Here is a 16,211-nt window from a genome sequence, read left to right as displayed (position 1 = left end):
TCCGCGGGTCAGGAACGCTTGAGCAGCGCCGCGGACTCCTGCGCCTGGTGGATCGCGCGTTCGGGGGCGCGCACCTTCTTGACCTTCTGGACGCCGACGAACGCGAGCATCCCCGCGAGCACGAGGTAGAAGACGAAGACGATCAGGAAGCACCAGGCGAGGTGCAGGCCGGTCATCGAGAGGAAGTAGGCCAGGGCGACCGAGAGCATGATGATCGCGAGCACGGCGATGAACGCCGCCCCGGCGAACAGGCCGAGTCCGGTGCCGCCGGTCTTGATGCTGACCTTGAGCTCCGACTTGGCGAGCTGGATCTCGCTGCGCACCAGCGCCGAGAGGTCGCGGCTCGCGTCCGCGAACAGCTTGCCGAGGGTCGGGTCGTCCGGCGAGGGCACCTCGGGCAGGCGGCGGCGCTTGCCGGGCGTCGTCTGCGGGGTGTTGCTCGTCATCCGGGCCTCCCTCTCTCCACGGCTCGCAGCGACCCTACCCGGGTCGAGGCCCTCGCATGCACCACGCCCCGCCGCCCTGGTCGGGTGGCGGGGCGCGGGCGCAGCGGGCCGGTCGGCGCCGGTCGGGCGCCGGTCAGTCCTCGGACCGGCCGCCGCTGAGGTTCTTGGAGATCAGGTCCATGACCGTCGAGTCGGCCAGGGTCGTCACGTCGCCGACCTCACGGCGCTCGGCGACGTCCTTGAGCAGCCGGCGCATGATCTTGCCGGACCGGGTCTTGGGCAGCTCGGGCACGATCATGATCTGCCGCGGCTTCGCGATCGCGCCGATCTCCTTCTGCACATGCCTGCGCAGCTCCTCGACCAGGTCGGCGCCCTCACCGACCTCGTCGGCCTCCTCGACCGCGCTCTCACGCAGGATCACGAACGCGCACACGGCCTGGCCGGTGGTCTCGTCGGTGGCGCCCACGACGGCGGCCTCGGCCACCTTGGGGTGCGAGACGAGGGCCGACTCGATCTCGGTGGTGGAGAGCCGGTGGCCGGAGACGTTCATGACGTCGTCGACGCGGCCGAGCAGCCACAGGTCGCCGTCCTCGTCCTTCTTCGCGCCGTCGCCGGCGAAGTAGAAGCCCTGCTCCTTGAAGCGGGACCAGTAGGTGTCCTTGAACCGCTGGTCGTCGCCCCACAGCGTGCGCAGCATCGCCGGCCACGGCTCGGTGAGGACGAGGAAGCCGCCGGACCCGTTGGGCACCGGCTCGCCCGCGTCGTTGACTACGTCGGCGCTGACGCCCGGGATCGGCGTCATCGCGGAGCCGGGCTTGCCGTGCGTGACGCCCGGGAGCGGGCTGATCATGATCGAGCCGGTCTCGGTCTGCCACCAGGTGTCGACGACGGGGGTCCTGTCGCCCCCGATGGTCTCGCGGTACCAGACGTACGCCTCCGGGTTGATCGGCTCGCCGACCGAGCCGAGCAGTCGCAGGCTGGACAGGTCGTGCTGCGCGGGGATGTCGTTGCCCCACTTCATGAACGTCCGGATCGCGGTGGGCGCGGTGTAGAAGAGCGTCACGCCGTACTTGGCGATGATCTCCCACCAACGGCCCTTGTGCGGGCTGTCGGGTGTGCCTTCGTACATCACCGACGTGGTGCCGTTGGCGAGCGGGCCGTAGACCATGTAGCTGTGCCCGGTGACCCAGCCGACGTCGGCGGTGCACCAGAAGACGTCGGTGTCGGGCTTGAGGTCGAAGACCGCCCAGTGCGTGTACGCCGACCCGGTCAGGTAGCCGCCGGTGGTGTGCAGGATGCCCTTCGGCTTGCCGGTCGTGCCGGAGGTGTACATGACGTAGAGCGGGTGCTCGCTGTCGAAAGCCTCGGGCTCGTGCTCGGAGGAGGCCTTGTCGACGGTGTCGTGCCACCACAGGTCGCGGGAGTCGTCCCAGTCGACGTCCTGGCCGGTGCGCTTGACGACCAGGACCTTCTTGACGACGTCGCCGGACTTGGCGACCGCCTCGTCGACGGCCGGCTTGAGGGCTGAGGGGGCGCCACGCCGGTAGCCGCCGTCGGCGGTGATGACGACGTGCGCCTCGCAGTCCTTGATCCGGCTGGCCAGCGCGTCGGCCGAGAAGCCGCCGAAGACGACGGTGTGCGGCGCGCCGATGCGGGCACAGGCCAGCATCGCGACGGCGGTCTCCGGGATCATCGGCATGTAGATCGCGACCCGGTCGCCCGCCGAGACGCCCAGCTCGGTGAGGGCGTTGGCCGCCCGGCAGACCTCGTCCTTGAGCTCGGCGTACGTGATCGTCCGGGTGTCGTTCTCCGGCTCGCCCTCCCAGTGGAAGGCGACCTTGTCGCCCTTGCCGGCCGCGACGTGCCGGTCGACGCAGTTGACCGACGCGTTGAGGGTGCCGCCGACGAACCACTTGGCGAACGGCGGGTCGGACCAGTCGAGCACCTCGTCCCACTTCGTGTCCCAGTCGAGGCGCTCGGCCTGCTCGGCCCAGAACGCCAGGCGGTCCTCCTTGGCCCGGGCGTACCAGTCCTCGGTGACGTTGGCGTCCGCGGCGAGGTCCTCGGGCGGGGCGAACCGCCGGTCCTCGTGCATCAGGTTGGACAGGGTCTCGTCGCTCACGGAAACACTCCTCGACGTGTCGGTCTGGTCGGGCCGGGTCAGGCGGGTTCGTCTCGCAACCTACCCGTCGGCCGGTGCCCGCACGACCCTCCGGAAAGAGGGGCGGCGGGCACCGGTCGGGTGGGTCGCGGTCGGTCGATCAGTGGATCACGGCGGTCTCGGCACCGGCGCCGGTCAGCGACCGGACCTCGAGCTCGTCGTAGGCCGCCTCGGCCTCCGGCTCCTTCGAGGTGACGGTGCCGAGGAAGCCGAACAGGAAGCCCAGCGGGATCGAGATGATGCCGGGGTTGCTCAGCGGGAACAGGGCGAAGTCGGAGCCGGGCAGCAGCGCCGTCTCGGAGCCCGACACGACCGGCGAGAAGATCACCAGCAGCACGCAGCTGACGAGACCTCCGTAGATGCTCCACGTGGCGCCGCGGGTGTTGAACCGACGCCAGAAGAGGTTGTAGATCAGCGACGGCAGGTTCGCCGAGGCCGCGACCGCGAACGCCAGTGCGACCAGGAAGGCGATGTTCAGCGTCTGGGCCGGGATGGCCAGGATGATCGCGATGCCGCCGATGATGAAGGCCGCGATCTTCGCGACGCGCACCTCCTGGCGCTCGGACGCCGTGCCCTTCTTCCACACGTTGGCGTAGAGGTCGTGGGCGACGGACGACGCCGACGTCAGGGTGAGGCCGGCCACCACGGCCAGGATCGTGGCGAACGCGACCGCGGAGATCAGTGCCAGGAGCACGGCGCCTCCGGTCGTTCCCTCACCACCGCCGACGGCCTCGGCCAGCAACGGTGAGGCGAGGTTGCCGGCGCTGGCCACGACCGCGCTGTCCTCGCCGGTGTCGAGCAGGGCGGCGGCACCGAAGCCCAGCGCCAGCGTCATCAGGTAGAACGAGCCGATCAGCCCGATCGCCCAGAGCACCGACTTGCGGGCGGCCCGGGAGGTCGGCGTCGTGTAGAAGCGGATCAGGATGTGGGGCAGGCCGGCGGTACCCAGGACGAGCGCGAGCGCCAGCGAGATGAAGTCGATCTTCGCCGTCAGGTCGATGCCGTACTTGAGCCCGGGCTCCAGGAACGCCTGTCCCTTGCCGCTGTTGTCGACCGCGGCGCCGAGGAGGTCGGACAGGTGGAAGTTGAACTGGGCGAGCACCAGGATCGTGATGATCACGGTGCCGGCCATCAGCAGCACGGCCTTGACGATCTGCACCCAGGTGGTGCCCTTCATGCCGCCGACCGTGACGTAGAAGATCATCAGCAGTCCGACGCCGACGATGGTGAGGTTCTTCAGCGCGGCACTCTCCACGCCGAGGAGCAGCGCGACGAGCGAGCCGGCGCCGACCATCTGCGCGAGCAGGTAGAAGATCGACACCACGACCGTCGACGTCGCGGCGGCCGTCCGCACCGGGCGCTGGCGCATCCGGTAGGCGAGCTGGTCCGCCATCGTGTAGCGGCCCGAGTTGCGCAGCAGCTCCGCGACGAGCAGCAGCGCCACGAGCCACGCCACGAGGAAGCCGATGGAGTAGAGGAAGCCGTCGTACCCGTAGAGCGCGATCGCGCCCGAGATGCCGAGGAACGACGCGGCTGACATGTAGTCGCCGGAGATGGCGAGGCCGTTCTGGAAACCGCTGAAGTTGCGGCCACCCGCGTAGTAGTCGGCCGCGCCCTTGGTCTGCCGGCTGGCCCAGATCGTGACGCCGACGGTGACGGCGACGACCGCGAGGAACAGGACAGTGGTGAGGGTCTGGGAGCTCATCGCTGGACCTCCCGGTCGTAGCGGGCCTGGAGCTCGGAGGCGATCGGGTCGAAGTTCTTGTTCGCGTACCGGCTGTAGAGGAAGGCGATGAGGAACGTCGAGGCGAACTGGAGGAGGCCGAAGACGAGGGCGACGTTGATGTTGCCCACCACCTTGATGGCCATGAAGTCCTCGGCGAACGTCGACATCAGGACGTACAGGAAGTACCAGGCGAGAAAGGCCGCGGTCGCCGGGATCGCGAAGCCCCGGTAGCGCGAGCGCAGCGTGCGGAACTCGTCGGTCTTGGCCAGCTCGTCATAGATGGCGTGCCCCGACCTCTGGTGCGGGGAGTGTGTCTCGGCCACGGATGGTCACCTCTTCGTGGGTATCGGCCCGCGCCGCACGGGCTCCGTGTGATGGTCGCCACGCTAGGAACCGCGGGAGGGACGGCTGAAGAGCCGCGGCGGGGATGCGCGCCGGACGGCGAGCCCGTGTCGACGGACGGCGCGTCGGGCGCGACGAGCGGTCAGAGCGGGAACGGGCCCCGGTCGAGCTCGACGTGCTCGGGGGTGTGCAGCCGGACCATCGTGCGCGAGATGTGGCGGGGGACGCGCTTCGGTGTCAGCAGCGACACGAGCACCATGACGAGGAAGGCGACCGGCACCGTGACGGCCGCCGGCTGCGACGCCATCGTGCCGAGCCACCCGCCCGGTGTGGCGTCGAGCAGGGTGACCACGACCGCGCCGCCGGCGAGCCCGCCCCCGACGAGCAGACCCGTGATCGCCCCGGCGTCGGTGAGTCGGCGCCACCAGATGCCGAGCACCAGCAGGGGGCAGAACGTCGACGCCGCGACGGCGAACGCGAGCCCGACCGCGCGGGCGACGCCGACGCCCTCGGCGGCCAGGGCCAGCACGAGCGCCACCGAGACCGCGACGACGGCCGCCGCCTGGAACGCGCGGACACCGCGGAACCGGCGGCCCATCACGTCCTGGCTGATGACGCCGGCGACCGCGATGGTGAGACCCGACGACGTCGACAGGAACGCCGCGAACGCGCCGGCCGCGGTCAGCGCCGAGAGCAGCTCGCCGCCCAGCCCCGGCACCATCCGCGACGGCAGCTCGAGCACCACCGTGTCGGTCGCGCCGGCGGCGACGAGGTCGGGCGCGTAGAGCCTCCCGAGGGCGCCGTACACCGGCGGCAGGACGTAGAAGAGGCCGAGCAGCGCGAGCACGACCAGGGTGGTGCGGCGGGCGGTGCGCCCATCGGGGTTGGTGTAGAAGCGGACGACCACGTGCGGGAGGCCCATCGTGCCGAGGAAGGTCGCGACGATGATCGAGTACGTCGTGTAGAGCGGGTGCGCGCTCGCCGACGTGAGGGGCGACGCCCAGAGGTCGCCGCCCATCCCGCCGGTCGTCACGGAGGGGTCGGCCGGCGAGGTGGCGCCGTCCCCGGCCCACACCGACAGCAGGAACATCGCGGGGACGAGCAGCGCGGTGAGCTTGAGCCAGTACTGGAAGGCCTGCACGAACGTGATGCTGCGCATCCCGCCGAAGAAGACGTTGACGAGCACGACCGCGGCGACCACGACCCCGCCGACCCAGGGCTCGGTGCCGGCCACCGTGCCGAGGGAGAGGCCGGCGCCCTGGAACTGCGGCATGAGGTAGAGCCAGCCGATGCCGACCACGAGCAGCGAGGAGATCCGGCGGACCGTGCGGGACTCCAGCCGGGCCTCGGCGAAGTCGGGCAGCGTGTACGCCCCGGAGCGGCGCAGCGGGGCGGCGACCAGGACCAGCAGCAGGAGGTAGCCGGCGGTCCAGCCGACCGGGTACCAGAGCATGTCGGTGCCGAACGCGAGCACGAGGCCGGCGACGCCCAGGAAGGACGCGGCGGAGAGGTACTCGCCGCCGATCGCCGACGCGTTGAGCGCGGGCCGGACCGAGCGGGAGGCGACGAAGAAGTCGCTGGTGGTCCGCGAGAAGCGCCAGCCGTAGGCACCGATGCCGAGCGTCGCGAGCGCGACGAGGGTGACGGCGACGATGCCGAGCTCGGGCTTCACCGGTGTCCGCCCGGTCCTACGGCCGGTCGACGACGTCGGCGAAGTCGCGCTCGTTGCGCTCGGCCGCGCGGACGTAGAGCCAGCCGAGCAGGAACAGCAACGGGTAGACCGCGAACGCGAGCAGCACCCACGACAGCGGCATGCCGAGCACATCGCGGGACATCAGCCCGGGCAGCAGCCGGAACGCGACCGGCAGGCCGCCGACGAGGACGGCCAGCGCGACGATCACCAGGCCGGCCAGGCGGAGCTGGGCGCGGAGCAGCGAGGTCATGTAGATCTCGCCGAGCTGGGTCTGGGCGTCGATCTCGGACCTGGCGGTGACGCGGCGGCGGACGGCGCCGCTGCGCTCGCTGGTGACCCGGACCCGGCGGGGCGGCTGCTCGGTCATGACTTGCCGACACCGGGACGTGCCCGGCGGACGAGCAGGTCGCGCAGCTCGCGGGTGTGCCGGCGGCTGACCGCCAGCTCCTCGGCGCCGACGACGACGGTGCAGCGGCCGGCGTCCATCCGCACCTCGGCGACGTGCGGCAGCGCGACCAGCAGCGAGCGGTGGATGCGGACGAAGCCGGCGTCGCGCCACTGCTCCTCGAGCGTGGTGAGCGGGCTGCGGATCAGGTGGCTGCCGTGGGCGGTGTGCAGCCGGGCGTAGTCGCCGTGCGCCTCGACGTAGAGCACCTCGGACCGCCCGACGAACCGGGTCACGCCACCGAGCTCGACGGGGATCTGGTCGTCGCCCGCGGGTGCCTCGCCGCCGTGGGCCTCGCAGACCCGCCGTACCGCCTCGGCGAGCCGGTCCTCGCGCACCGGTTTGAGGACGTAGTCGACCGCGTTGAGCTCGAACGCGTCGACGGCGTGGTCGTCGTGGGCGGTGATGAACACGACCGGCGGCGGCGACTTGAACCGGGACAGCACCCGGGCCAGCTCGAGCCCGGTGAGGCCGGGCATCCGGATGTCGGTGAAGACCGCGTCGACACCGCCCTCCTGGAGCACGCGCAGCGCCTCGGCGGCGCTGTCGGTGGTGACCACGCCGGCCACCCGAGGATCGCGCTGGAGCAGCCAGGCGAGCTCGTCGAGAGCCGGGCGCTCGTCGTCGACGACGAGCACCCGAAGCGCAGCGGTCATTGGTGGACTCCAGGGGCGTACTTGGGCACCCGCACGATAACTCTGGTACCCGCTCCGGGGGCGGTCTCAACCACGAGTCCGTAGTCGTCGCCGAACGCGTTGCGGAGCCGCTCGTCGACGTTGCCGAGCCCGACCGAGTCGAGCTCGCCGTCACCGGTCAACGCCCGCCGCACGCGTTCGGGGTCCTCGCCGACGCCGTCGTCCTCGACCGAGATGACGGCCTCGCGGTCGAAGTCCTCGGCGGTGATCTCGACGTGGCCGGGTCCGTCCTTCTGCTCGAGCCCGTGGCGTACGGCGTTCTCGACGAGCGGCTGGAGGCAGAGGAACGGGACGACGACGGGCAGCACCTCCGGCGCGACCCGGAGCGTGACGTTGAGGCGGTCGCCGAAGCGGGCCTTCTCCAGGACGAGGTAGCGCTCGATGGACCTGAGCTCCTCGGCGAGGGTGGTGAACTCGCCGTGCCGGCGGAAGGAGTACCGCGTGAAGTCGGCGAACTCCAGAAGCAGCTCGCGGGCGCGCTCGGGGTCGGTGCGGACGAACGACGCGATCGCGGTGAGCGAGTTGTAGATGAAGTGCGGACTGATCTGGGCGCGCAGCGCGCGCACCTCGGCCTCCATCAGCCGCGTGCGCGACGCGTCGAGCTCGCCGAGCTCGAGCTGGCCGGACACCCACGCGGCGACCTCGTCGGCCGCCCGCACGAGACCCGCCGACGCCGACGGTGCGAAGACCTGGAACGTGCCGATCACCCGCTCCTCGACGGTCAGCGGCGCGACGATCACGTAGCGCAGCGGGCAGGTCAGGTCGTCGCAGGGGATGCTGCTCTGCCCCGCGACGACGGTGGCCCCGTCGGCGACGACCGGGGCGGCGAGGCCCACGCACTGCTCGGCGTGGTGGTGCTGGCCGCCGTCCCAGGCGAGCAGCCGGTCGGTGCCGGTGAGCGCGACGGCCGGTGCGGCGAGCAGGCTGCGCAGGTGCCGGATGCTGCGCTGGGCCGAGGAGTCGGTGAGCCCGCCGCGGAGCGCCGGGGACGCGAGAGCGGCGGTGTGCAGCGTGCGGAAGGTGGCGCGGTCCGCCTCGGTGCCGAGGTGCCGGCGCCGTACCCACCCGAACCAGCTCATGGGTGGCTCAGCGGAAGTCGATGAGGAGGTTGTCGGAGTCGTCGTCCGTCGGCGGGTCCACGAGACCGTCGCCGTCGTCGTCGGGGTCGGCCGAGGCGCGGGCCACGGCCCGGAAGCAGTGCGTGACGTAGGGCAGCAGCATGCCGTCGGCGCCGCGGCCGTAGCCGTCGTACAGCTCGTCGACGTCGGCGAGCACCTGCTGCCGCTGGGCGTCGTCCATGCTCGCGACGTTGGAGCGGCTGGTGACCAGGTCGTGCAGCCGGTCGCGGTCCAGCGGCTGCCAGAACCGGAACTGGGCCTGCTCCACGAAGCCGAACAGCCCGGTGGCCAGCAGGTCCAGGGTGGGGTCGGTGTGCTGCTCGGGCGTGCCGATGAGCCGGCCGAGCCGCTTGACCCACGGGATCCGCTCGTCGCGGAGGTTCCAGGCAAGTGCGATGCGCCCGCCCGGTCGCAGCACGCGCGCGATCTCGGGGAGGGCCCGGTCCTGGTCGAACCAGTGGAAGGCCTGGGCGCCGACCACGACGTCGGCCCACCGGCGGCGTACCGGGATCTGCTCGGCGGTGCCGAACGCAGCCATCGCGTCGGGCGCCGTCCGGGCGAGGTGGCGCAGCATCGGGCCGAGCGGGTCGGTCGCGACGACCGTGCGGTCGCCGGCTCCGTGACCGGTGAGGCTGTGGGTGAGCTTGCCGGTGCCGGCGCCGAGCTCGACGATGCGCTGCGGGTGGTGGTCGCCGCCGTCGCCCGCGAGGAGCCAGGCGACCGCCTCGTCCGGGTAGCCCGGGCGGGCCCGCTCGTAGGCGTCGGCCACGCCGGCGAAGGACAGGGCGGCGCTGGTCGAGCGGGGCGGCGTGGTCATCGGGGCGAGGCTACTGGTCTCGACCATCTTGGGGCCGTCGCGGCTTCGTCGTAATGTCGATTACATGATTACAACCGAACAACAAGAGCGGGTGCGCGGCTGGTTCACCGGTCGGCTGCCCGACGAGTGGAAGGTCGCGCCGCCCGAGGTGACGGTCGACCGCGACGAGATCACGGTGATCTTGACGATCGGTGACGTGGACCTGCCCGAGGGCACCTCGGAGGCCGAGCGCGACGAGGCGCGGGCCGGGCGGGTCAAGGCGTTCCGCGAGGACACCCGGGAGCGCCGGATCGAGATCGCCCGCGAGGCGGAGCGCCGCTTCGAGCGGAAGGTGTCGTGGGGCGTGCGGGCCGGGGAGTACGGCGAGATGTACACCCACCTCGCCGCCCCGGTGATGACCCGGCTCCGGCAGCCGCAGCGGATGGTGCTCGACACCCTCGTCGACGCCGGCGTCGCGCGGTCGCGGTCGGAGGCGCTGGCCTGGTGCGTGCGGCTCGTGGGCCAGCACGAGGAGGAGTGGCTCGGCGAGCTGCGCGAGGCCATGGACAAGGTCGCGGAGGTGCGGACCAAGGGGCCGGCGGCCTGATCGCTACGCTCGGCGCCTGTGACTGACGCTCTGTCCCGGCTCGCCGGCCTCGAAGGCGTGGCCTCTGCGATGGCCGCCACCCGTGACGGCATCGACGCGCTGCTGCGCGACCGCGGGCTGCGCCGCACCTCGCCCGACGAGACCGCCGAGTCGTTGCTGCGCGGCGCGCACGCGAGTGCCGTGCTCGAGGGCTCCGACTCGACCCTCGACGCGATCCGCGCCGACGGCGGCGGGCCGATGGCCCAGGCCGCGGTGCGGGTCAGCACCGAGCTGCTCTCCCTCGTCCCGACCGTCAAGACCTCGCCCCTGCAGGCCTTCGCGCGCTTGCACACCCTGGCCGGCAAGGGTGTCGTGGACGACGCCGACCTCGGCCGGCCGCGCGACGCCGCCTCGGCCGCGCGGCTTCGGGACCTCGCGGCCACGCTGTCCGCGCCGACCGAGGCGCCGGCCCTGGTGGTGGCCGCCGTCGCGCACGCGGACATCGCGACCGCCGGGCCGTTCGTGTCGCACAACGGGCTCGTCGCCCGCGCGGTCGAGCGGCTGCTGCTCGTCGCGCGCGGGGTGGACCCGACGTCGCTGACCGTGCCCGAGGCGGGGCACCTCGCGCTGCGGCGGGAGTACGAGTCGAACCTGCGCGGCTACGCCACGGGTGGAGCGTCCGGCGTACACGCGTGGCTGCTGTACGCCGCGGAGGCGTTCGCGAAGGGCGCGGAGTCCAGCCCGCTGCGCTGACGACATGGACGGGCCCTCGACCGGACATGCGAGCGGCACCCGTGGGACGAGCCCAGAGTGCCGCCGCTGACACATGAGACCGATGGCTACCAAGCGTGCACCGGTGTGTTGTCGTCCCGGGTGAACCCGAAGATCGACGCCCAATAGGAAGGGTAGGTCGCCGCGTGGGTACCTGGCTCATGTGCGGGTCTGGAGTTGTTGTCCTCCTTTGTAGCCCGCGCCTTCCGCGTGCCACAACCCTTGGCCGCGATGGTCTAGGTGCGGCTACGGCGGATCCCGCGTCACTGGTCTAGGGGCCGTCCACGCGGCCTCAGGAGAGCCCCTTCGCGACCCGACGGCGCGCCGCGACGTACACCGCGCCGCCCACCGCGGCCGCCGTCCCGAGGGCCAGTGCGGCGAGCGTCGGCCTGCCGTCGGCGAACAGCGGCAGCCGCATCCGGCTGCGCAGCGCCACCGGCCGGGTGAACACGAGGACCGGCCAGCCGCGCGTCGTCGCCTGACGCCGCAGCTCCTTGTCGGGGTTGACGGCGTGCGGGTGACCGACGATCTCGAGCATGTGGACGTCGGTGATCGAGTCGCTGTAGGCATAGCTGCGCTTGAGGTCGTAGCCCTTCTCGTCGGCCAGCGCGCGGATCGCGGTCGCCTTGTTCTCGGCGTACGCGTAGTGCTCGATGGCGCCGGTGTACTTGCCGTCGACGATCTCCATGCGCGTGGCGATCACGCCGTCGGCGCCGAGCATCTCGCCGATCGGCTCCACCACCTCGGCGCCCGACGCGGACACGATCACGACGTCGCGGCCGGCGAGCTGGTGCTCCTCGATCAGCGACACCGCCTCGTCGAAGACCAGCGGGTCCACGATGGTGTGCAGGGTCTCGGCGACGATGTCGCGCACGGTCTGCACGTCCCAGCCCGCGCAGAGCTCCGAGAGGAACTCGCGCATCTTCTCCATCTGGTCGTGGTCGGCGCCGCCGACGAGGTAGACGAACTGCGCGTAGGCGCTGCGCAGCACCGCCCGCCGCGAGATCAGGCCGCCGGCCTGGAACGACCGGCTGAACGCGAGCGTGCTCGACTTGGCGATGATCGTCTTGTCGAGGTCGAAGAACGCGGCCGGGCGCCCGGTTGCCCGAGGACCCATGTGTTGCCTCCTGCCGTGTCGACGACCCCGTGCGCTCACCCCCGGTCGCCGGTGGAGCAGGTGGCCGCGTAGCGTGCCGGTTCGGCGGTGCGCGCACCGGACGTCGCCGGGGGAGTGTCGACCCGAGCATAGTGAGGGCGACAGCGAGTAAAGGACGCGCTACCATCAACCGGTCCCCGAGTTCCGGCAGTGCGGACTGCCATGCTCCCACGATTCCCAGCGGCATCCCCCCAGTCGCTGGTGAGGGTCAGGCTCAGCCCCCCAGAGTCTGACTCCTGCGGCCCCCGGTCACCCCCCCGACCGGGGGCCGCCCCCTTTCCTGGGCCCGCCGCACGACCGCTGCCGCGCCGGACTTCGTCCCCAGGTCGCCTCGAATCCCCTTTCTCCACAGGGCTCTCGCCTCGCGCCGCCCTCCGAGGGCACTGCCGGGGATCGTCGCTTCATGGACCTCCCCGTGCTGCTCGCCACCCGCGACGACGCGCTGCTCGGCGACCTGCTCCGGCTCGCCGCCGCGGCCGGCGTGACGCTCGACGTCGCCCCCGACCCGGCCAGTGCGTTGCGGTCGTGGTCGTCGGCTGCGCTGGTGCTCGTCGGCCCCGACGCGGCCGCCGAGCTCGCGCCGCACCAGCCGGTCCGGCACGACGACGTCCACGTGGTGGGCACCGGTCCGCTGCCCGACCGGGTGTTCCGCGACGCGGTGGCCGTCGGCGCGCGCGACGTCGTGGAGCTGCCGGCGGCCGAGCCCTGGTTGGTGGAGCTGCTCGGCGACGTCGCCGACGGGTCCAGCGCGACGGCGCTCACGATCGGCGTGCTGCCCGGCTCCGGCGGGGCGGGTGCGAGCACGTTCGCGGCCGCGCTCGGCCAGGTCGCAGCACGAGGCGCGCCGGCCGTCCTCGTCGATCTCGACCCGTGGGGGCCAGGGCTCGGCCGGCTCCTCGGCTACGACGAGATCGACGGCGTGCGCTGGGACGGCCTGCTCGCCGCGCACGGACGGCTCGGGTCCCGTGCCCTGCGGGATGCCCTCCCGGCGCGTGACGGCCTTGCCCTGCTCGGCTTCGGCGGTGGCTTCGTCGAGCAGCCCGACGACGCCGTGGTGCGCGAGGTCCTCGCGGCCGCCCAGCGCAGTGCGGACGTGCTCGTCCTCGACCTGCCCCGCACCGCCGTCGGTCAGGACGGGTCCGTGGCGGGCACCGCCCTGTCGCGCTGCGACGCCGTCGTGCTGCTCGCCCACGCGACCGTGTCCGGGGTCGCCTCCGCCGCCCGCGTCGCCTCCCGGCTGGGCACCGGGCAACGGGTCGGCGGCGTGGTCGTGCGCACGTCGGCCGGGGCCGTCGACCCGGTCCGCGTCGCCGGGGCGCTCGACCTGCCCCTGCTCGCCGACTACCCGACCCGGCGCCGCGTCGTCGAGCACGTCGACCTCGGTCTCGGCCCGGTCCCGGGCGGGCGGTCCTCGCGCGGTCCGCTCGCGACCGCCGCTCGTGACGTCCTGCGTGCACTGGGAGGACGGCGATGACGGACGACGCGCTCGTGGACGCGGTCCGCGCCCGCCTCGCCCGCGACGGCGCCCAGCTCACACCCGCCCGCGTCGCGGCCGCCCTGCGCGAGCGCGGCAGCCCCGTCGGCGACGCCGCCGTCCTCGAGGTCCACGACCGGCTCAGCGCCGACGTCCTCGGCGCCGGTCCGCTCGAGCCGCTGCTGCGCCTCGACGGCGTGACCGACGTCCTCGTCAACGGACCCGACGCGGTCTACGTCGACCGCGGCGCCGGCCTTGAGCACACGTCCGTCCGGTTCCCCGACGACGGCGCCGTCCGTCGCCTCGCCCAGCGTCTCGCCGCGGCGGGTGGCCGGCGCCTCGACGACGCCACGCCCTACGCAGATCTCCGGCTGCCCGACGGCACGCGGTTCCACGCGGTGCTCTCCCCGCTCGCCAGGCCCGGCACGACCGTGTCGCTGCGGGTGCCCCGCCGTCGCGTGTTCACCCTCGACGAGCTGGTCGACGCGGGCGCCCTCGACCGGCCCGCCGCCGGACTGCTGCGCCGGATCGTCGCCGCCCGGCTCTCGTTCCTGGTCAGCGGCGGCACGGGCACCGGCAAGACCACGCTGCTCTCGGCGTTGCTGAGCCTCGTGCCGTCCGGCGACCGGATGGTGCTCGTCGAGGACGCCAGCGAGCTGCGCCCCGACCACCCCCACGTCGTCGGGCTCGAGACCCGGCCGGCCAACGTCGAGGGCGCGGGCGAGGTACCCATGCACGTCCTCGTCCGCCAGGCCCTCCGCATGCGTCCCGACCGGCTCGTGGTCGGCGAGGTCCGCGGCGCCGAGGTGGCCGACCTGCTCGCGGCCCTCAACACCGGCCACGAGGGCGGCTGCGGCACCCTCCACGCCAACTCCGCTGCCGACGTCCCGGCCCGCATCGAGGCCCTCGGCATGGCGGCCGGGCTGCCCCGGGCCGCGGTGCACTCCCAGCTCGCGGCCGCCGTCGACGTCGTCGTCCACCTCGGTCGCGACCGGCACCGCGGCGGCCGTCGCGCCCTCGCCGAGGTCGCGGTCCTCCGGCGGGACGGCGACGGTGTCGTTCGCGCGGTCCCGGCCGCGGGCACCGTCGACGGCCGCACCCGCGAGGGGCCGGGCGGCGCGGCCCTCCAAGTGCTGCTCGACGCCCGGCTCCCGTCATGACCGTGCCTCTCGCGCTGGTCGCGGCCATCCTGGCCGGCCTGGCGGTCCTGCTGCTGCTCCCGGCGCCCCCCAGTGCGGACCGCGACCCGGACGCCGGCCGCGCGACACGGCCGAGCCGCGCGGGGGGTGCCGCGCCCCTGACCGTGGCCGTCGCGGTCGCCGCCTCCGGTGCGGGGCTCACGCTGCTCGACGGCCCCCGGCTCGTCGCCGGGCTCGCCGGGGCGGTCTGCCTGGCCGGCGTCGTCCTGGCCGTGCATCAGCGCCGTGCCGACCGGGACCGCGCCCGGCGCCGCGCGCTCGTCGTCGAGGTGGGGGAGGCGATGGCGGGCGAGCTCCGGGCCGGCCGACCGCCGCTGCACGCCCTCACGCGGGCCGCCGAGATCTGGCCCGAGCTCGCTCCGGCCGTGGCGGCCGCGCGTCTCGGCTCCGACGTACCCACGGCGCTGCGCGAGCTCGGCCGACGCCCCGGCGCCGACGGCCTCGTCGACCTCGCCGCCGCCTGGCAGGTGTCCGCCCGCTCCGGCGCCGCCCTGGCCTCGTCGCTCGGCCAGGTGGTCGCCTCGGCCCGCGCCCGCGACCACGCCGCGTCCCTCGTCGCGGGCGAGCTCGCGTCCGCCCGCGCGACGGCGCGGCTGGTGGCCCTGCTCCCGCTCGGCACCCTGGCGATGGCCTCGGGTATCGGTGCCACCCCGTGGCGGTTCCTCGTCGAACAGCCCGTCGGCGCCGGCTGCCTCCTCGCCGGGGTCCTCCTCGTCGTCGCCGGTCTCGCCTGGATCGACCGGATCGCCGGCTCGGTGGGGTCGCGGTGACCGCGCCGCCGGCCTCCGCCGTCCTCGCCCTGGTGGCGGCGGTCCTCGCCGCCTCAGCGATCCTGCTCGCCTGGCCTCGCGCCGCGACCCCGGTCGCTGTCACCGCCCGACCCGGGTCGGGCGCCTCCCCGCCGCGACCGCGTCGGCCCCGGCCCGCCCTGCTGGCCGGCGCCCTCGCCGGTCTGGGCGTCGCCCTGTTCCTCGGTGGTCCGCCCGGCGTCGTCGTCGGTGCCGCGGTCGGGCTCGCCGTGGGCACGTGGGTCAGCCGCATGGAGCCTCGGGCCGAGCGCCGCCGCCGTGAGGCGATCGACGACGCGCTCCCGCTCGCCGTCGACCTGCTCGCCTCCTGCCTCGCGGTCGGGCAGGCGCCTGGCGCGGCGCTCGACGAGGTCGCCCGTGTCCTGGACCCACCGCTGCGCGACGAGCTCGAGCAGATCTCCGCGCGGCTGCGGCTCGGGGCCGATCCGGTCGTGGTGTGGCGCGAGGTCGCCGCGCACCCCCAGCTCGGCGGCTGGGGCCGCACCGTGCTCCGCGCCGTCGACAGCGGCGCCTCCGTCGCGGACGCCATGGCCGCCCACGCCGACGACCTCAGGCTCGCCTCGCGCAGCCGCACCGAGGCCCGTGCCCGCGCCGTCGGCGTCCGCGCCGCGCTCCCTCTCGGGGTGTGCCTGATGCCCGCCTTCGTCCTGCTCGGTGTCGTCCCGCTGGTCGCCGGATCCCTGTCGGTGGTGACCCTCCCGTGAGCCCGAACCCGTCCCCAGCAGCGCCCCGCGCGGCCTCGTCCCCAGTCGCCGACCCACGCGCCGCGCGCCGCCGCCACCACGACGAGAGTC

Annotated in this window: 16 protein-coding genes; 6 read left to right on the top strand and 10 right to left on the bottom strand. The window is 73.4% G+C overall.

The genetic code is table 11. The annotated features are described in order from the left end of the window. Nucleotides 1–8: 8 nt before the first annotated feature. The 9 genes from ETU37_RS03495 to ETU37_RS03460 form a co-directional block, all read right to left on the bottom strand. Complete coding sequence (locus ETU37_RS03495) at nucleotides 9–446, bottom strand: phage holin family protein (RefSeq protein ID WP_129985474.1); 438 nt, start codon at nucleotides 444–446, stop codon at nucleotides 9–11. Nucleotides 447–579: 133 nt separating this feature from the next. Further along, complete coding sequence (acs, locus tag ETU37_RS03490) at nucleotides 580–2,541, bottom strand: acetate--CoA ligase (protein ID WP_420819097.1); 1,962 nt, start codon at nucleotides 2,539–2,541, stop codon at nucleotides 580–582. A gap of 166 nt (nucleotides 2,542–2,707) precedes the next feature. Continuing rightward, entirely contained in the window at nucleotides 2,708–4,312 is a 1,605-nt protein-coding gene (locus ETU37_RS03485; protein ID WP_129985472.1) for a solute symporter family protein, read from the bottom strand. After that, nucleotides 4,309–4,656: a DUF485 domain-containing protein gene (locus tag ETU37_RS03480; RefSeq protein WP_129985471.1), complete on the bottom strand. Its 348-nt coding sequence runs from the start codon at nucleotides 4,654–4,656 to the stop codon at nucleotides 4,309–4,311. Before ETU37_RS03480 ends, ETU37_RS03485 begins: the two co-directional genes overlap by 4 nt. A 161-nt stretch (nucleotides 4,657–4,817) precedes the next feature. Next, nucleotides 4,818–6,347, bottom strand: coding sequence for a sodium/solute symporter (locus ETU37_RS03475; protein ID WP_165372385.1), 1,530 nt, complete (start codon nucleotides 6,345–6,347; stop codon nucleotides 4,818–4,820). A gap of 16 nt (nucleotides 6,348–6,363) precedes the next feature. Further along, a complete protein-coding gene (locus ETU37_RS23045) occupies nucleotides 6,364–6,735 on the bottom strand; it encodes a DUF485 domain-containing protein (protein WP_165372384.1) in 372 nt (123 codons plus the stop codon). Continuing rightward, complete coding sequence (locus tag ETU37_RS03470; RefSeq protein WP_129985469.1) at nucleotides 6,732–7,469, bottom strand: LytR/AlgR family response regulator transcription factor; 738 nt, start codon at nucleotides 7,467–7,469, stop codon at nucleotides 6,732–6,734. The genes ETU37_RS23045 and ETU37_RS03470 overlap by 4 nt, the downstream gene beginning before the upstream one ends. Then, nucleotides 7,466–8,587, bottom strand: a complete 1,122-nt coding sequence (locus ETU37_RS03465; protein WP_129985468.1) for a sensor histidine kinase — start codon at nucleotides 8,585–8,587, stop codon at nucleotides 7,466–7,468. The genes ETU37_RS03470 and ETU37_RS03465 overlap by 4 nt, the downstream gene beginning before the upstream one ends. A gap of 7 nt (nucleotides 8,588–8,594) precedes the next feature. Next, nucleotides 8,595–9,443, bottom strand: a complete 849-nt coding sequence (locus ETU37_RS03460) for a class I SAM-dependent methyltransferase (RefSeq protein WP_165372383.1) — start codon at nucleotides 9,441–9,443, stop codon at nucleotides 8,595–8,597. A gap of 64 nt (nucleotides 9,444–9,507) precedes the next feature. Between ETU37_RS03460 and ETU37_RS03455 the strand changes: the two genes are divergently transcribed. Next, nucleotides 9,508–10,029: a hypothetical protein gene (locus tag ETU37_RS03455; RefSeq protein ID WP_129985466.1), complete on the top strand. Its 522-nt coding sequence runs from the start codon at nucleotides 9,508–9,510 to the stop codon at nucleotides 10,027–10,029. 18 nt (nucleotides 10,030–10,047) lie between these two features. After that, on the top strand, nucleotides 10,048–10,761 hold the full coding sequence (locus ETU37_RS03450) for a Fic family protein (RefSeq protein ID WP_129985465.1): 714 nt from the start codon (nucleotides 10,048–10,050) through the stop codon (nucleotides 10,759–10,761). A gap of 310 nt (nucleotides 10,762–11,071) precedes the next feature. Here the strand turns inward: ETU37_RS03450 and ETU37_RS03445 are convergent, their stop codons facing one another. Further along, complete coding sequence (locus tag ETU37_RS03445) at nucleotides 11,072–11,896, bottom strand: HAD family hydrolase (protein ID WP_129985464.1); 825 nt, start codon at nucleotides 11,894–11,896, stop codon at nucleotides 11,072–11,074. A gap of 442 nt (nucleotides 11,897–12,338) precedes the next feature. On the opposite strand from ETU37_RS03445, the gene ssd reads away from it, so the two are divergent. Genes ssd through ETU37_RS03425 form a run of 4 tightly spaced genes read left to right on the top strand, consistent with a single transcriptional unit; the run spans nucleotide 12,339 to nucleotide 16,121 of the window. Then, the gene (gene ssd, locus ETU37_RS03440) at nucleotides 12,339–13,409 is read left to right on the top strand and encodes a septum site-determining protein Ssd (RefSeq protein WP_129985463.1); all 1,071 of its coding nucleotides are present in this window, start codon (nucleotides 12,339–12,341) and stop codon (nucleotides 13,407–13,409) included. Beyond that, nucleotides 13,406–14,569, top strand: a complete 1,164-nt coding sequence (locus ETU37_RS03435; protein ID WP_129985462.1) for a TadA family conjugal transfer-associated ATPase — start codon at nucleotides 13,406–13,408, stop codon at nucleotides 14,567–14,569. Before ssd ends, ETU37_RS03435 begins: the two co-directional genes overlap by 4 nt. Beyond that, the gene (locus ETU37_RS03430) at nucleotides 14,566–15,378 is read left to right on the top strand and encodes a type II secretion system F family protein (protein ID WP_129985461.1); all 813 of its coding nucleotides are present in this window, start codon (nucleotides 14,566–14,568) and stop codon (nucleotides 15,376–15,378) included. Before ETU37_RS03435 ends, ETU37_RS03430 begins: the two co-directional genes overlap by 4 nt. Next, nucleotides 15,375–16,121 (top strand): type II secretion system F family protein, encoded by a 747-nt coding sequence (locus ETU37_RS03425; RefSeq protein ID WP_129985460.1) that lies wholly within the window; start codon nucleotides 15,375–15,377, stop codon nucleotides 16,119–16,121. Before ETU37_RS03430 ends, ETU37_RS03425 begins: the two co-directional genes overlap by 4 nt. Nucleotides 16,122–16,211 lie beyond the last annotated feature (90 nt).

It is taken from the genome of Nocardioides iriomotensis, assembly GCF_004168035.1.
GTDB classification, from domain to species: Bacteria; Actinomycetota; Actinomycetes; order Propionibacteriales; family Nocardioidaceae; genus Nocardioides_B; species Nocardioides_B iriomotensis.
The sequence above is the reverse complement of the archived record's forward strand: the minus strand, read 5'-3'. Positions and strand labels throughout refer to the sequence as shown.

Bases quoted from the DNA above. Each gene is read 5' to 3' on its own strand.
- ETU37_RS03495 (WP_129985474.1), bottom strand. From the start codon at position 446: ATGACGAGCAACACCCCGCAGACGACGCCCGGCAAGCGCCGCCGCCTG.
- acs (WP_420819097.1), bottom strand. From the start codon at position 2,541: ATGCACGAGGACCGGCGGTTCGCCCCGCCCGAGGACCTCGCCGCGGAC.
- ETU37_RS03485 (WP_129985472.1), bottom strand. From the start codon at position 4,312: ATGAGCTCCCAGACCCTCACCACTGTCCTGTTCCTCGCGGTCGTCGCC.
- ETU37_RS23045 (WP_165372384.1), bottom strand. From the start codon at position 6,735: ATGACCGAGCAGCCGCCCCGCCGGGTCCGGGTCACCAGCGAGCGCAGC.
- ETU37_RS03470 (WP_129985469.1), bottom strand. From the start codon at position 7,469: ATGACCGCTGCGCTTCGGGTGCTCGTCGTCGACGACGAGCGCCCGGCT.
- ETU37_RS03465 (WP_129985468.1), bottom strand. From the start codon at position 8,587: ATGAGCTGGTTCGGGTGGGTACGGCGCCGGCACCTCGGCACCGAGGCG.
- ETU37_RS03460 (WP_165372383.1), bottom strand. From the start codon at position 9,443: ATGACCACGCCGCCCCGCTCGACCAGCGCCGCCCTGTCCTTCGCCGGC.
- ETU37_RS03455 (WP_129985466.1), top strand. From the start codon at position 9,508: ATGATTACAACCGAACAACAAGAGCGGGTGCGCGGCTGGTTCACCGGT.
- ETU37_RS03445 (WP_129985464.1), bottom strand. From the start codon at position 11,896: ATGGGTCCTCGGGCAACCGGGCGCCCGGCCGCGTTCTTCGACCTCGAC.
- ssd (WP_129985463.1), top strand. From the start codon at position 12,339: ATGGACCTCCCCGTGCTGCTCGCCACCCGCGACGACGCGCTGCTCGGC.
- ETU37_RS03435 (WP_129985462.1), top strand. From the start codon at position 13,406: ATGACGGACGACGCGCTCGTGGACGCGGTCCGCGCCCGCCTCGCCCGC.
- ETU37_RS03430 (WP_129985461.1), top strand. From the start codon at position 14,566: ATGACCGTGCCTCTCGCGCTGGTCGCGGCCATCCTGGCCGGCCTGGCG.